This window comes from Salmonella sp. SAL00653, from assembly GCF_046552515.1.
In the GTDB taxonomy this organism is placed as follows: Bacteria; Pseudomonadota; Gammaproteobacteria; order Enterobacterales; family Enterobacteriaceae; genus Salmonella; species Salmonella enterica.
This window is the reverse complement of record NZ_JBGDTY010000003.1, coordinates 227,411-240,475: the sequence shown is the minus strand read 5'-3', so window position 1 is coordinate 240,475 and position 13,065 is coordinate 227,411. Positions and strand designations below refer to the sequence as shown.

Here is a 13,065-nt window from a genome sequence, read left to right as displayed (position 1 = left end):
GGCTCATAACAGAGCCAGCAGAAAGATCAGTTCGCCAAGTTCGATCGCCGCGCCCAGCGTATCGCCGGTTTGACCGCCAAGCGTACGTTTAAGCAACTGGCCAAGGATGAAAATCGCCGCGCATGTGACCACCATTGCGGCCAACCCTTGCATACCAGGCAGTAATACCGTGGCGACGATTACCGCCAATCCCAGAGTAATGCAGGTTTGCCGTCCGCTGACTTTACCGATAAATACATTGCCAAGACCCTCTTCACGGGCGTAGCGATGACGGTACATCAATAAAACGGCGCTGCCGCGTCCGGCCGCACAGGCCGCCGCCAACGCCGCCAACATTGGCGTTCCACGTAACGCCAGTTCGCTGACCACCAGAATTTTTGTCAGGAGCACAAAAATAAGCGCCAGCCCGCCATGGGTTCCCAGACGACTATCGCGCATAATCTCCAGCATTCGCTCACGGCGGCGCGCGGAAAAAATGCCATCGCAGGTATCGGCCAGCCCATCCAGGTGAAAACCACCGGTCAGCAGCGCCAGCGCCAGAATACAGAACAATGCCGCTAGCGGAATACCGCACCAGGATTGCAGGAGGATGAAAATCAGGCCGCTTACGCCCCCCAGAATCAACCCGATAAAGGGAAACATCACGATCCCACGCGAATACTGCTCGAAATCCAGTCCCTGCGACCAGCGTGACGGCACGGGCAAGCGGCTAATAAAAGCGAGCATGGCCCAAAACAGCTTACTCATTTAATTTTGACTCCAATACCTGAGACTACCAGCCAGACCTCATCCGCCGCTGCCGCCAGTCGTTGGTTGACCCGACCGGCAATATCACGAAAATGGCGCGCCAGACGGTTTTCCGGGACGATCCCCATTCCCACCTCATTTGTCACCAGTACCACTTTCGCCGGGCAGCGCTGGCAGGCTGCAATTAAAATCTGAATTTCATCGTCAATGGCGCGCTCCATCGCCGCGTAATCCCACTGTTCGGGATCGTTCTCGCCTCCCAGCGCAAACAGCAGATTCGTCACCATGGTGGTAATACATTCCAGCAAAATCGCGTCGTCAGGGGCAAGATCCGCGGTAATCAACGTATCAAGATGCCGCCAGCATTCTGCGGTCCGCCAGTGTGCCGGCCTGCCATCTTTATGATGCTGAATTCTCGCCGCCATCTCGTCATCAAGAATCTGCGAGGTGGCGATATACAGTACCTGCGGCGCATCGCCAATTAAGGCTTCAGCATGACGGCTTTTACCACTACGCGCCCCGCCCGTCACCAGAATCATCATACCGGCTCCTGATGCTGTTGCATGATGGTATAAATTTTATCAATATCAATATGTTGCCGCATCGCTTCCGCCAGCAGATCAAATTGCCGCGCTTTATGCTCCGCATAACAAAAAGTCGTTTCCCACGGCGCAAGCCCTTTTCGTGCCCGTAACCCATTGACCACCGCACGGGTAAACGCATCGCTGTCAAACAGGCCGTGAAGGTAAGTGCCAAACGCCAGTCCGTCGGCGGTGACCGCGCCATCCGCCACAGAGCATCCATTTTTCTGTAACGTCATGGCCGTACAGCATCCTTCCTGCAGCACCGTTTCCCCCATGTGGATTTCATAACCGCGTACCGGTAGCCCCGCCGCGGCAGCCAGCCAGCTGGGCAGCTCGCCTGACATTGTCGCGTTAACCTGCGTCGTGATTTTATCCTGTGCAAAGCGAGTGATCGTATTAAGCAGCCCCAGGCCCGGCTGCGTACCCAGCCCCGACTCCACCTCATCCACAATAGTGTCGCCCAGCATCTGGTAGCCACCGCAAATTCCCATCACCGGCACGCCCTGCCGATGTGTCTGCAATACCGCATCCGCCATCCCGCTTTCGCGCAGCCAGGCGAGGTCGCTCAGCGTATTCTTACTGCCCGGCAGGATCACCAGATCAGCGTCAGTCAACGCTTCCGGGCGGCGAATATAGCGTATGCGCACATCCGGCTGCGCCGCCAGAGCGTTAAAATCCGTAAAGTTAGAAATATGTGGCAGTTGCACAATGGCAATAGTGATATCACGGGGGGCGTTACCGCGATATTTATCGTTTTGCAGCGCGACGCCATCTTCATCTTCCAGATCCACATCCAGCCACGGCATCACTCCCAGGACCGGGACGCCGGTAAGCGATTCGATTTGTTCGATACCGGAATAGAGTAGCGCCACGTCGCCGCGGAATTTGTTGATAATGACGCCCTTTACTCTGTCACGCTCCTGTTTATGCAGCAGCGCCAGCGTGCCATAAATAGCGGCGAATACGCCGCCCCGGTCGATATCCGCCACCAGAATAACCGGACACTGGGCCATTTCCGCCATTCCCATATTGACGATATCGCGATCGCGCAGATTGATTTCCGCCGGGCTTCCGGCGCCTTCCAGCACAATAACGTCATATTCCTGCGCCAGGCTGTTATAGACCGCAAGGATTTGCTCACGCAAACGCGGTTTATAGTCATGGTAACTCACCGCATCCATATTGGTCGCCACTTTCCCCATCAGCACGACCTGCGCCTGGCGATCGCTGGTCGGTTTGAGCAGCACCGGGTTCATACGCACATCTGGCATGATCCCCGCGGCTTCCGCCTGAAAAATCTGCGCCCGCCCCATCTCTTTACCATCCGACGTAATACCAGAATTAAGCGCCATATTTTGCGATTTAAACGGCGCGGTACGCAGACCATCCTGATAAAAAATGCGGCATAAACCCGCCGCTAGCACACTTTTGCCGACGTCGGATGCCGTCCCCTGCAACATAACTGCCTGCGTCATGACGCCTCCCTGAATACGCACTTTTGCATTCGATGAAAAAACTCCGTTTCTGTTTTACACAGCGGCAGTCCCAGTTGAGTATGAAGTTTGACCAGCCAGGGCTGGGTTAGCCCCGCTTGTTCCATCGCTTCCGTACACGCGAAAACCTCGCCAGGCGCGCCATGCGTCAGGATCTGGCCCCGGCGTAATACGTATACGGCATCGCTAATTTCATAAATAAGATCGATATCATGGCTGGAGATAATGACATGATTGCCCTGCGCCACAATCCGCCTGATGATAGCAATCATCTGAGTGCGCCCTGCGGGATCGAGACCAGCAGTGGGTTCATCCAGCAATAGATAGCGCGCCTGTAGCACCAGCGCTCCGGCGATAGCCACACGTTTTTTTTGCCCATGACTCAAACACTGAATGGGCTGATGGCGAAAATGTTGGGCGTCAACCAGCGTTAGCGCCTCGTCGACGCGGCGCGTGATTTCCGCTTCCGGCACACCCAAATTACGTAAACTAAACGCAATGTCGCTATCGATATCAGTATAAAAAATCTGCTGTTCAGGGTCCTGAAAAACCGTCGCAACTTGCTGGCGCAGCGCCAGTAGTCCGCGCTTGCTGTAATCCAGCGGTTTTCCCTGCCACAACACGGCCCCTTTTTGCGGACGCAACAGGCCGCTCAGGTTCATAAAAAGCGTAGACTTCCCACAACCGTTGGCGCCCACCAAACCGGTAACGGGCGAAAGCGAAAAATCCAGATTTAACCCTTTAAGTACCGGCTCATCCTGATAACGAAACCACAGGTCTGAAGTGGCAAGCATAATAGTCCTTACAGGTGAAAATCACCCTGATACAGTTTGATATCCAGCGTGGTGGTCATTTGCTGATAACGCATTAACACCCGCGTAAACAGGAGTCCAGTCAGCATTGCCAGAGATCGATAGCCGTTCGACAGGCTGCAATAACCAAAACGCAGCGTTTGCGCACGACGGATTGCCACCGCCTCATCCAGAAGAATAAAGAGAAAGCGCCACGTTAACAGGATTTGCTCGGTAAGCAGGCGTGGAATATGCGCGCGCTTAAGCAAGCTAATTAACTGCGGAAACGGTAGGTTCATCACCAGCCACAACGTCGCGGACAGCGCCGTCAGGCTACGCCAGAACGTGTCATTCGCCGTAACCACGCCCGCACGGGTAATCCCGATCCAGTACGGCCCGACAGATATGCCAGCCAGCAGCATTTGCGGCTCGCGGCTGATGCTGAAGATAATCGTTATCACGCCGACCAACAAAAATCCAAAAGGTATCGCCATCCATCGACACCAGCGCCAGAGGGATATGCGCAATAGCCAACAGCTCAATCCGGCAATGATCAGCAGCTCAATGCCCTGCCCTACAGGCGGCAGAACAAACGCCAGTATCATCATCGCCAGCCACAGCAAAAACTTGCGCTGCGGCGCAACGTGTGCCCAGCGGCTTTGATAGCTGAGTCGATCAAGCCCGGTCATCACGGCGTTGTTTACCTTTGCAATACCCCAGGATATAAAAAATCACCGCCGCGCCAAGAGAGCCTTGAAGGGTAAACAGCAGGCTTTCAATTTCACCGCTGGCAGGTTCATATAACGGCTGAAACCAGGGTTTATACTGCGGCGCAAGAGCCTGAATCTGGCTTTCCGCTTCGCCGTCTGAACCGCCATATTCACCGCCATGGTTAATAAAAAACGGCAGAATCACCAACGCCACCACCATCGCTAACAACATCAACGTTTTTTTCATTTTAATGTCCTTGTACGGTAATCACTTGCCGTTTGGTTAACTGGTCATAAATCATGACGGTTAATAAACCTTCAGCAATAGCGACAGGAATCTGTGTGAGGCAGAAAATCCCCATAAACTTCACAACAGACCCTGTCGCTCCGGCATGGGGATCGGGAAACGCAACGCCAAGCTGGACTGAAGTCACAAAATAGGTCGCCAAATCCGCCAGCATCGCGCACAGAAAAACAGCGACATCGCGGCGCAGTCCGGCACGGCAGGCCATTTTCCACACCAGATAACCGACAACCGGGCCAATCACCGCCATCGACATTCCATTTGCGCCAAGCGTCGTCAGGCCGCCGTGCGCCAGCAATAGCGCCTGAAACAACAGCACAACCGCGCCGAGAATCGCCACCACCCCGGGCCCGAACAAGATAACCGCCAGACCAACGCCGGTCGGATGTGAACAACTCCCCGTTACCGACGGAATTTTGAGCGCGGACAGGACAAAAATAAACGCGCCGCACAGCGCCAGCAGTACCTTCTGATGATTATCCTCCTGCACAATACGCCGTAAGCGCACCAGTCCATACCACAAGCAGGGTAAAAACAGTAACCACCAGGCCAGCGCCCACACTGGCGGTAAAAAGCCCTCCATGATATGCATCGCAAACGCCTGTTGCGGGACAACCATCAGCAATAGCGCTGCAGCCAGTCCACTGAAAGACAACTGTCGAAGCTGCTGTTCAAGTTTCATTCTGCATACTCCCACTGTTTATTGACCAGAATGGTCGAAAAATAGGGCAACGGTCGATCATCGTTGACCTCGTGGAGATGGCGCCAGCACTGCTCGCCGGGCAGCGTGGCCTCGGACATCATTAAGGCGCATTCCAGCAGGCCAGTCTGCGCCAGCAACGCTTTAATACGAACGAACCGGCCATACACTTTCATCAGCACCAGGCTATCATGCTGTTGTAGCGCCTGGGCTATTTCCGCTTCCGGCGCGGTACAAGAAATAACCGCCAGCGATTGCTGTTCTATGGCGAGCGGCATTTTCGCGCGGGCGGCTATCGCGGCGAAGGACGTGACGCCGGGGACAATCTCCAGCCACTCCGGGCAGCCGATACGCTGGAGTAAAAAAATCCAGGTACTGAATAGCATCGCATCGCCCAGGGTAATAAAACCGACCTGTTTACCCGCTTTCACCTCTGCGGTAAGCGCGGCGGCAACCTCGTTCCAGACCGCTTCTTTCTCGGCGCCGTCAGCGCTCATAGGGAAATGGCAACAACGTACTTCCGTCTGCTCGCCGAGATAGTCGCGCACAATCGACAGCGCCAGACTATCGCCCCCCTTACGACCGGCGGGCGCATACAGAATGTCCAGCGAGCCAAGAATCCGCGCTGCGCGGACGGTTATCAGGTCGGGCGCGCCTGGCCCGGTGCTTAATGCGTATAATTTACCGTTCATGCCGCCTCCTCTACCGCCATGTTCAGCGCCTGGTGCAAATGCGCGACAAACATCGCCCGGATAGCCGGGTTTTCTCCCAGCCCGCTCAGCCACGGCGTCGCCGGAATGCCCGCCGCGTTAAAGCGCATTTTCCATGAGTCGCCGTCGTCTGAAGCCATATCATTAATGGCGTGATCGCCCGCCACCAGCATTAATGGCATCAAATGTACGCCGGTGACGCCTTCGTCACGCAGGCTGTCGATCAGGATGTCGACCTCCGGGTAGCTTTCTACGGCGCCGACGCGCGCCGGAAAGCGCTGCGCGGTCATCATATGATCGAGACAGGCATAAGCTGCGAATGCGTGATGGCTGGCGCCGTGGCCCATAAAAACGACTTTCTCCGTTTGTCTGAGCGATGGCATCTGTTGTCGCAACGCCTGCATTAGCTGCACATAATCGTTATGGCTGCTCAGCAGCGGCACGCCCAGCGTCAGGCGAGTAAATAACGGACGCAAGAGTTGTACTTCACGGACAATTTTTTCATATTCGTCGCCGTTAATAATGTGCAACGACTGAATCGCCACGTCCTGATATCCCTGTGCGGCAAGCTCTTGCAAAGCCTGTAATGGCGTATCGATGTCGATACCGTCACGCTGGCGAAGCTTGCGAATGATCATTCCGGAAGTGAAGGCGCGAAACAGGTCGCGATCGGGACAGGACGCCGCCAGATCACGTTCGCACGCCACAATGTTTTTTTCACAGGTGTCGTGATAGCTGGTGCCAAAACTGACTACCAGAAGCGCTTTTTTCATTTTTACTCCTTAGCTGCGGCCAGCCAGCGCGATAAACGCTGCGCAAAGGCGGCCTGGCTTTCCAGTAACTCATCACCCGTCACAAGCGGCGTCGGGCGCGCAATAACGATGCAGGGAATGCCCGCATCCAGACAGGGCTGAACTTTTTCCTGATATCCCCCCTCCGCGCCGGACGCTTTGGTAATGACTACGTCGGCCCGGCACTGGAGGTAAAACGCGGCGTTAAAATCAGCGCTGAACGGCCCACACAGTGCGAAAATTTCTCCAACGCCGAACCCCAGTTCGCTGCAGCGTTGAATCACCTCCGCCACGGGCAGTACGCGCGCCAGCAACGTTTTTTCCGCCAGCCCGGCACGCCAGGCGGCCAGATCTTTACTGCCGGTCGTCAGTAACACGCGCGGACCAAAACGCCTCGCTATCTCGCAGGCATCGGCAATACTGCGCGCCGTATAGAGAAGCGGATGCGTCAGATTGCTAAGCTGCTCCGGACGCTGATAACGACTTAACAACACGCCCGCCGTTTCACAGGCGCGAAGGAGGTTATGGCTGACCATTTCTGCATAAAGATGCGACGCATCTATTACCCAGCGAGTACGGTTTTCTTTTAGCCAGGCAACCATCTGCCCGTACTCCAGACGACCACAGCGCACCTGTCCTTTAATGTCGCCAGCCAGCGCTTTTCCGGCTGGCGTCGCCACGGATAAGGTGTACGCGACGTTCGCTGCATCCAGTTGTCGGCATAACGCGCGCGCATCGCTGGTGCCGCCCACCACCAGCACTTCCCCCTCATTCACAGCGTGTAACCTCGCGGCGTTATCATCAGCCCATCCTGAACATAGGTCGTTTTATTACCAACGATGACCAGACTGGTCATATCTACCGGTTCAAAATCCATATCGCCGAGCGTAGTCAGCCATTTTTCCTCTTTTTTACGTCCGGCGGATTTCACCACGCCAACCGGCGTCTGCGCGCTTTTACTGGCGGCAAGCAGGTCAAACGCGCGCGCCAGATGCCCTTCGCGCCCGCGGCTGCGCGGGTTGTAAAAACAGATAACAAAGTCTGCCTCTCCGGCGGCAACGATGCGTTTTTCAATAACCGGCCACGGGGTCAGCAGGTCGCTGAGGCTGATATGGCAGAAGTCATGCATCAGCGGCGCGCCCAATAAAGAGGCGGCGGCGATGCTGGCGGTCATGCCAGGAATGAGCCGCACCTCGACGTCCAGTTTTTGCTTGCCGACCAGTTCCAGCACCAGACCCGCCATGCCGTAAATACCGGCGTCGCCGCTGCTGATGAGCGCGACGTTATGCCCGGCCTGCGCCAGTTCAATAGCCGCCTGGCAGCGTTCAATTTCCTTACACATGCCGGTCTTGATCACCTGTTTGTCGCCAGTGAATGCTTTAACCAGATGGGTATAGGTTTTGTAACCCACGACGATTTCCGCCGCCTGAAGCGCCTCAATCGCCTCCATCGTCATCATTGCCTGCGAACCGGGGCCAATACCAATTACGCTCAACATCAGTGTGCAACTCCTAAAGTAATAGTGACGCCCTGTTCTCGCAGGGTCTCGCCTAACAATTGTCCCTGGCTTAATAACCACGCTGCCGGGCCGGATACGCTGCCAACGCCCACCGTTTTTCTGACGAAGCCAGAACCGGGAAAATGGTGTTCGAATTCACGCAACGCTTCGGCGGTAAAGGTTTTAAAAGGCACGCGGCAGCAGGAGGCGAGCTGAATAAGCCCCGGCTCCCCTTTTTTGAGCGTGACGCTGCCAATCGCTTTTAACGCCAGCGGATCGAGTTTCTGCGCTTCAAGCTGACGCGCCAGTAATGTCGCTAACAGGGGAAATGGCGTATCGCGGCGACAGCCAATTCCCGCCACCACACGCTGGGGCACCAGTTTCCAGTGCAGTACGGGAAGCTCAGGGAGGTCATTACGCAAAGAGACGCAGATAAGCGCATCCAGTTCAGGCAATCTCTGCAAATCATCAACAGGGATAAAACCACGAATATCGCACTGGCCGATCTCTTCCGTTAGTTCGGCATCCCACCATAACCCCACCCGTTGATGACTGACCAACATCTGGTTAACGGTTTTTACCGCCGTGCGAAGATCGGACATGCGGGCGTTAAGCTGGAAAGCTAAGGTGTCCAACGCGGACATCTCATTGACATCCGTTGCCGTGGTAATCACCGGATCGGCGCCTAACATTCCTGCCAGGTAGCGCGTCAAGGCATTGGCCCCGCCCGCATGACCGGAAAGCAGGCTAATGACATGCTGACCACGTTCATCAATGACGACCACCGCCGGATCGCTGAACTTGTCGTTCACTAACGGCGCCAGGACACGAACGGCAATGCCGGTCGCGCCGATAAAAATAAGCGCGGTATAAGTGGTAAAAGCCTGCCGGGCGGTATTAGCGAATCCGCCATCGAAGGGAATAAATCCCTCTTCCCGCAGTTTTTCACTGGTAAAGCAGGTTAACGGCAGCATCGCGGAGAGTCTCTTTGCCAGCGCCACGCCGCCGGGCGTCAGGCAAAACAACGCAATGGATTCAGGCTTTACGGTATTCATGGCTAAAGTCCGCTGCATAAAGTCTTGAGTAGTGATACTCCTTACCCAGAAAATTCCCGACCAGAATCAGCGCCGTCTTACGGATGCCAGCATCACGTACTTTGTCGCTAATATCCGCTAACGTGCCGCGAACGGTCTGGCTTTCCGGCCAGGTAGCCTTATAGATGACCGCGACAGGCGTAGCTGCCGGATAACCGCCGGCAATGAGACGTTCCGCCACTCGGTGAATACGCTGAACGGAGAGATAAATCGCCATCGACGTCTGGTGACTGGCGAACGCCTCCAGTTGTTCGCGCGCCGGTACTGGCGTGCGCCCTTCCAGACGGGTAATAATGAGACTCTGCGATACCTCCGGTACGGTATACTCCACACCCAGCTCCGCAGCAGCGCCGAGAAACGCGCTGACGCCAGGCACTACCTGCCAGTCGATACCACGGCGGGTTAACTCTTCGCCTTGCTCACGTACGGAGCCGTACAGCGAGACATCGCCCGTTTGCAAACGCACCACCGTTTTTCCCGCTTTCACGCCCGCGGCCATCAGCTCGATAATCTGCTCAAGATGCAGTTCGGCGCTGTCATAACGTTCTGCCTGCGCGGGGCAGTAATCCAGCAGTTCGGTATTGATCAGCGAACCGGCATAGATAACTACCTGCGCCTGTTGCAGCAGGCGGTAGCCTTTAAGCGTGATCAGCTCGCGATTGCCCGGCCCGGCGCCGACGAACCATACACAGCGTGGATCAAATGTCTCTGACATGGTTTTCTTCCTTCTGACAGGCGATAACAAAAACAGGATTGTTCGGTTTGAAATAGTGTCCCGCCCCCAGCGGCGTTAACGATGAAAGCTGAAGCTGTACACAGTCCATTCGACATGCGCCGATGTGGGCAAGATGCGCCAGCGCGCTATGAAGGTTTTCCTGCAAGATAAAGGTCATCACCAGACGGCCACCGGGATGCAGATGACCCATCGCCCAGTCAATCAGCGCCGTCAGATGCCCGCCGCTGCCGCCCATAAACACCGCATCGGCTTTCCCGGTTATGGTCATTGGCGCTTCGCCGGGGAGAATATCGATATTGCCGCAGGCAAAGCGCTGACGATTCTCATCAAGCAGCCGTAGCGCGGCAGGATTACGCTCGATAGCCGTCACCTGCAACGAAGGAAATTGCAGCGCCGCTTCAATTGAGACGCTTCCCGTTCCCGCCCCGACGTCAATCAGGTGACTGGCGCGGTGGAGCTCAAGTTTCGACAGCGCCAGCGCCCGTACCGCCTCTTTGGTCATTGGCACGTTCTCGCCGCGCAGAAAAAGCTCATCTTTCATCCAGGATCACCACTGCATTCATTTCATAGTCGGCGTTGACCGCACTGACGGGTAGCCAGTGGATCCGCTCATTTTCCATCGCCAGATTTTCACCAATCACCATTAAGCGATGCCCTTTGCCCCGCGCGACCAGTTCCCGCGCGATTTCTCGCGGCCCGCAGCGGGCATCCGTGACCATCGCCACTTTGCGATGGCTCGCCAACTGATCGAAGCTGACGCAACGACCGTGGCTACTGGTCAACCACATGTCATTCATATCAATTCCAGCCTGTGCGCACAGATACTGTACGGCGCTGATGCCAGGGATAATGCGAACCTGTTCGATACCAAAATGCGCCACCAGGCGTGTACCAATGCCATAAAACAGCGGATCGCCGGAGGCCAGCACCACGATCCCTTTATCCCGACGGGTGGCAATCCAAGACAACAACGCGCCAATATCCGCGCCCAGCGTAAATCGTTCGCCGCCAAACGCCGGAAACTGCGCCAAATGCCGTTTACCGCCTGCCAGCGCATCGGCGTGGTCTATCGCTTCCAGCGCCGCAGGGGTCATCAAATGCCGTCCGGCGGGCCCCATTCCCACGACCGTTAGCATTGCAGCTCCTTAGCAATCTCGTCGACGGGACGATTACTGCCGAGAATATGGTTATCAAAAGAAAACAGGATGGCGTCGCAGACAGGCGGCGTTTTGGTAAAACGCAGCATCTGCATGACTCGCAAACAAATACGCCTGGCAAGATGGTTATAGATATGCCCGAAGCCATATGCTTCAATGTGCTCCATTGCCGCTTCAGTGGTATCGCAATCGCCGACCAGGGTGAGTAACTCCAGCGGCGCGCCCAGTAAAGCTAAATGCGCGACCAGCGTTTCCATGCGCGCATCGGCAATATGGCTATGGGTATGAAAGATCCCGGCGGCAATTTTGATCAGTTTTCCAGGATGCCCCACCAGCACTATCTGGCAAAATCCCAGCCGTACCGCCTCTTCAATCATGTAGCCGACAAAATTGCTCATGGTGACGACCGCCTGTGTGTCGACGCCCATTTGTTCGCGAACAAACCGTTCGCCGTGGTTGCCCGGCACGAGTATCACCCGCGTTAATCCTGACGCCCGTTTGATCTCCAGTTCCAGCGATAGCGAGCGTTTCCAGCTTTCTTCCGACATCGGTGTCACAATGCCGGTAGTGCCAATAATGGAAATGCCGCCAAGAATGCCAAGCCGCGAGTTATACGTTTTTTGCGCCCGCGCTTCGCCTTCCGGGGCAAAAATCTCCACATCGGCCCCACGCGCTGGGCCTATCGCTTCGCGCACCGCAGATTCAATGGTATGACGCGGCGTACGATTGATGGCAGCGCTCCCGAGCGGTAGTCCAACCCCTTTACGCGTTACCGTACCAATACCTTCGCCGCCAGTGAGCGTAATCTCACCGCTGTCGTTGAGCGTAACGCGGGCAAAAATCAGCATTCCGTGCGTGGCATCCACATCATCGCCGCCATCTTTACGAATTGCGGCTATCGCCTGCTGGCCTTCAATGTGCGGCGACTCCACGTTCAGGCATAGCGTGACGCCCGACGGCGTGACGATGGAGACCTGATGAATCAGATGTTGACGCAATACCATCAGCGCGGCGACTTTTGCCGCCGCCGTCGCGCAGGAACCGGTGGTATATCCTTTACGTAACGCTTTACCGTGGTGCCAGACCGGCGCGTCAAAAGAAAGCTCGCTCATCAGGCCTCCCGGAGGTGATAGAGCAGCGCATTGACGATAGCGGCAGCCACGTTACTGCCGCCTTTACGCCCTAACGCGGCAACCGCGGGGAAATGGCTATGGGTGAGTGCCTCTTTGGACTCCGCCGCGCCGACAAAGCCTACCGGTACGCCCACCACGCCGCTCACCGTCACGTTATGTTCAAGCAAACGGAACAGGGCCGTCGGCGCATTACCGAAAACAAAGAGCTTGTTTTTCTCCTCCTCGGCGATAGCGATATCGACGGCGGCCATTGAACGGGTAATCCCCTGCGTTTTTGCGGCGCGCACCACGCGCGGCTCGCTGATATAACAGCGACACTCGCCGCCAAACGTCGCCAGTAATCTTTTATTAATGCCGGACAGCGCCATCGTGGTATCGGTATAAATAATGCACGGATGGCGTAACGCATCACAAAGCTGTTCCAGCGCATCGGCAGAGAACCACAAAATGTCCAGCCAGTCGAAATCGGCGGTGGTATGAATAACCCGCTTGATAATGGCCTCATGGAGCGGACTGGCGAAACGGTAATCAGGACGCGTTTCGCGAATAATGTCGCTAATAATGGTGAAACTGTTGGCCTCAATGGTTTGGGGCTGCTGGATATAATGCATACTGTC

At 55.9% G+C, this 13,065-nt stretch carries 17 protein-coding genes; all 17 read right to left on the bottom strand.

The window, feature by feature from the left end; genetic code table 11:
• Positions 1 to 3 precede the first annotated feature (3 nt).
• From cobS to ACLJRU_RS05710, 17 genes are read right to left on the bottom strand one after another with little or no spacing between them, the layout of a single operon-like run.
• Positions 4 to 747: an adenosylcobinamide-GDP ribazoletransferase gene (cobS, locus tag ACLJRU_RS05790; RefSeq protein WP_000040005.1), complete on the bottom strand. Its 744-nt coding sequence runs from the start codon at positions 745 to 747 to the stop codon at positions 4 to 6.
• Positions 744 to 1,289, bottom strand: a complete 546-nt coding sequence (cobU, locus tag ACLJRU_RS05785; RefSeq protein WP_000973145.1) for a bifunctional adenosylcobinamide kinase/adenosylcobinamide-phosphate guanylyltransferase — start codon at positions 1,287 to 1,289, stop codon at positions 744 to 746. The genes cobS and cobU overlap by 4 nt, the downstream gene beginning before the upstream one ends.
• Positions 1,286 to 2,806 carry a cobyric acid synthase gene (locus tag ACLJRU_RS05780; RefSeq protein ID WP_023235036.1) on the bottom strand — a complete coding sequence of 507 codons (1,521 nt, stop codon included), beginning with the start codon at positions 2,804 to 2,806 and terminating at the stop codon, positions 1,286 to 1,288. The genes cobU and ACLJRU_RS05780 overlap by 4 nt, the downstream gene beginning before the upstream one ends.
• A complete protein-coding gene (locus ACLJRU_RS05775; RefSeq protein ID WP_000881538.1) occupies positions 2,803 to 3,618 on the bottom strand; it encodes an energy-coupling factor ABC transporter ATP-binding protein in 816 nt (271 codons plus the stop codon). The genes ACLJRU_RS05780 and ACLJRU_RS05775 overlap by 4 nt, the downstream gene beginning before the upstream one ends.
• Before the next feature lie 8 nt (positions 3,619 to 3,626).
• The gene (locus tag ACLJRU_RS05770; RefSeq protein WP_000147131.1) at positions 3,627 to 4,304 is read right to left on the bottom strand and encodes an energy-coupling factor ABC transporter transmembrane protein; all 678 of its coding nucleotides are present in this window, start codon (positions 4,302 to 4,304) and stop codon (positions 3,627 to 3,629) included.
• Positions 4,291 to 4,572 (bottom strand): energy-coupling factor ABC transporter substrate-binding protein, encoded by a 282-nt coding sequence (locus tag ACLJRU_RS05765; RefSeq protein WP_000753216.1) that lies wholly within the window; start codon positions 4,570 to 4,572, stop codon positions 4,291 to 4,293. Before ACLJRU_RS05765 ends, ACLJRU_RS05770 begins: the two co-directional genes overlap by 14 nt.
• Before the next feature lies 1 nt (position 4,573).
• Complete coding sequence (gene cbiM / locus ACLJRU_RS05760; RefSeq protein ID WP_000764336.1) at positions 4,574 to 5,311, bottom strand: cobalt ECF transporter S component CbiM; 738 nt, start codon at positions 5,309 to 5,311, stop codon at positions 4,574 to 4,576.
• Positions 5,308 to 6,021, bottom strand: a complete 714-nt coding sequence (locus ACLJRU_RS05755) for a cobalt-factor II C(20)-methyltransferase (RefSeq protein ID WP_023235037.1) — start codon at positions 6,019 to 6,021, stop codon at positions 5,308 to 5,310. The genes cbiM and ACLJRU_RS05755 overlap by 4 nt, the downstream gene beginning before the upstream one ends.
• Entirely contained in the window at positions 6,018 to 6,812 is a 795-nt protein-coding gene (gene cbiK, locus ACLJRU_RS05750) for a sirohydrochlorin cobaltochelatase (protein ID WP_023235038.1), read from the bottom strand. Before cbiK ends, ACLJRU_RS05755 begins: the two co-directional genes overlap by 4 nt.
• 2 nt (positions 6,813 to 6,814) lie before the next feature.
• A complete protein-coding gene (locus ACLJRU_RS05745; RefSeq protein ID WP_023235039.1) occupies positions 6,815 to 7,606 on the bottom strand; it encodes a cobalt-precorrin-6A reductase in 792 nt (263 codons plus the stop codon).
• A complete protein-coding gene (locus ACLJRU_RS05740; RefSeq protein WP_000953637.1) occupies positions 7,603 to 8,328 on the bottom strand; it encodes a precorrin-3B C(17)-methyltransferase in 726 nt (241 codons plus the stop codon). Before ACLJRU_RS05740 ends, ACLJRU_RS05745 begins: the two co-directional genes overlap by 4 nt.
• The gene (cbiG, locus tag ACLJRU_RS05735) at positions 8,328 to 9,383 is read right to left on the bottom strand and encodes a cobalt-precorrin 5A hydrolase (RefSeq protein WP_001098927.1); all 1,056 of its coding nucleotides are present in this window, start codon (positions 9,381 to 9,383) and stop codon (positions 8,328 to 8,330) included. The genes ACLJRU_RS05740 and cbiG overlap by 1 nt, the downstream gene beginning before the upstream one ends.
• Entirely contained in the window at positions 9,364 to 10,137 is a 774-nt protein-coding gene (locus ACLJRU_RS05730) for a cobalt-precorrin-4 methyltransferase (RefSeq protein ID WP_000004877.1), read from the bottom strand. Before ACLJRU_RS05730 ends, cbiG begins: the two co-directional genes overlap by 20 nt.
• Positions 10,121 to 10,699 carry a decarboxylating cobalt-precorrin-6B (C(15))-methyltransferase gene (locus ACLJRU_RS05725; RefSeq protein WP_000650985.1) on the bottom strand — a complete coding sequence of 193 codons (579 nt, stop codon included), beginning with the start codon at positions 10,697 to 10,699 and terminating at the stop codon, positions 10,121 to 10,123. Before ACLJRU_RS05725 ends, ACLJRU_RS05730 begins: the two co-directional genes overlap by 17 nt.
• Positions 10,689 to 11,294: a cobalt-precorrin-7 (C(5))-methyltransferase gene (locus ACLJRU_RS05720; RefSeq protein ID WP_000958844.1), complete on the bottom strand. Its 606-nt coding sequence runs from the start codon at positions 11,292 to 11,294 to the stop codon at positions 10,689 to 10,691. The genes ACLJRU_RS05725 and ACLJRU_RS05720 overlap by 11 nt, the downstream gene beginning before the upstream one ends.
• Positions 11,288 to 12,427: a cobalt-precorrin-5B (C(1))-methyltransferase CbiD gene (cbiD, locus tag ACLJRU_RS05715; protein ID WP_001292914.1), complete on the bottom strand. Its 1,140-nt coding sequence runs from the start codon at positions 12,425 to 12,427 to the stop codon at positions 11,288 to 11,290. Before cbiD ends, ACLJRU_RS05720 begins: the two co-directional genes overlap by 7 nt.
• Positions 12,427 to 13,059, bottom strand: a complete 633-nt coding sequence (locus tag ACLJRU_RS05710) for a cobalt-precorrin-8 methylmutase (protein ID WP_000558989.1) — start codon at positions 13,057 to 13,059, stop codon at positions 12,427 to 12,429. The genes cbiD and ACLJRU_RS05710 overlap by 1 nt, the downstream gene beginning before the upstream one ends.
• Positions 13,060 to 13,065 lie beyond the last annotated feature (6 nt).

Excerpts from the sequence above, each read along its gene's own strand:
- cobS (WP_000040005.1), bottom strand. The coding sequence starts at position 747 with ATGAGTAAGCTGTTTTGGGCCATGCTCGCTTTTATTAGCCGCTTGCCC.
- cobU (WP_000973145.1), bottom strand. The coding sequence starts at position 1,289 with ATGATGATTCTGGTGACGGGCGGGGCGCGTAGTGGTAAAAGCCGTCAT.
- ACLJRU_RS05780 (WP_023235036.1), bottom strand. The coding sequence starts at position 2,806 with ATGACGCAGGCAGTTATGTTGCAGGGGACGGCATCCGACGTCGGCAAA.
- ACLJRU_RS05775 (WP_000881538.1), bottom strand. The coding sequence starts at position 3,618 with ATGCTTGCCACTTCAGACCTGTGGTTTCGTTATCAGGATGAGCCGGTA.
- ACLJRU_RS05770 (WP_000147131.1), bottom strand. The coding sequence starts at position 4,304 with ATGACCGGGCTTGATCGACTCAGCTATCAAAGCCGCTGGGCACACGTT.
- ACLJRU_RS05765 (WP_000753216.1), bottom strand. The coding sequence starts at position 4,572 with ATGAAAAAAACGTTGATGTTGTTAGCGATGGTGGTGGCGTTGGTGATT.
- cbiM (WP_000764336.1), bottom strand. The coding sequence starts at position 5,311 with ATGAAACTTGAACAGCAGCTTCGACAGTTGTCTTTCAGTGGACTGGCT.
- ACLJRU_RS05755 (WP_023235037.1), bottom strand. The coding sequence starts at position 6,021 with ATGAACGGTAAATTATACGCATTAAGCACCGGGCCAGGCGCGCCCGAC.
- cbiK (WP_023235038.1), bottom strand. The coding sequence starts at position 6,812 with ATGAAAAAAGCGCTTCTGGTAGTCAGTTTTGGCACCAGCTATCACGAC.
- ACLJRU_RS05740 (WP_000953637.1), bottom strand. The coding sequence starts at position 8,328 with ATGTTGAGCGTAATTGGTATTGGCCCCGGTTCGCAGGCAATGATGACG.
- cbiG (WP_001098927.1), bottom strand. The coding sequence starts at position 9,383 with ATGAATACCGTAAAGCCTGAATCCATTGCGTTGTTTTGCCTGACGCCC.
- ACLJRU_RS05730 (WP_000004877.1), bottom strand. The coding sequence starts at position 10,137 with ATGTCAGAGACATTTGATCCACGCTGTGTATGGTTCGTCGGCGCCGGG.
- ACLJRU_RS05725 (WP_000650985.1), bottom strand. The coding sequence starts at position 10,699 with ATGAAAGATGAGCTTTTTCTGCGCGGCGAGAACGTGCCAATGACCAAA.
- ACLJRU_RS05720 (WP_000958844.1), bottom strand. The coding sequence starts at position 11,294 with ATGCTAACGGTCGTGGGAATGGGGCCCGCCGGACGGCATTTGATGACC.
- cbiD (WP_001292914.1), bottom strand. The coding sequence starts at position 12,427 with ATGAGCGAGCTTTCTTTTGACGCGCCGGTCTGGCACCACGGTAAAGCG.
- ACLJRU_RS05710 (WP_000558989.1), bottom strand. The coding sequence starts at position 13,059 with ATGCATTATATCCAGCAGCCCCAAACCATTGAGGCCAACAGTTTCACC.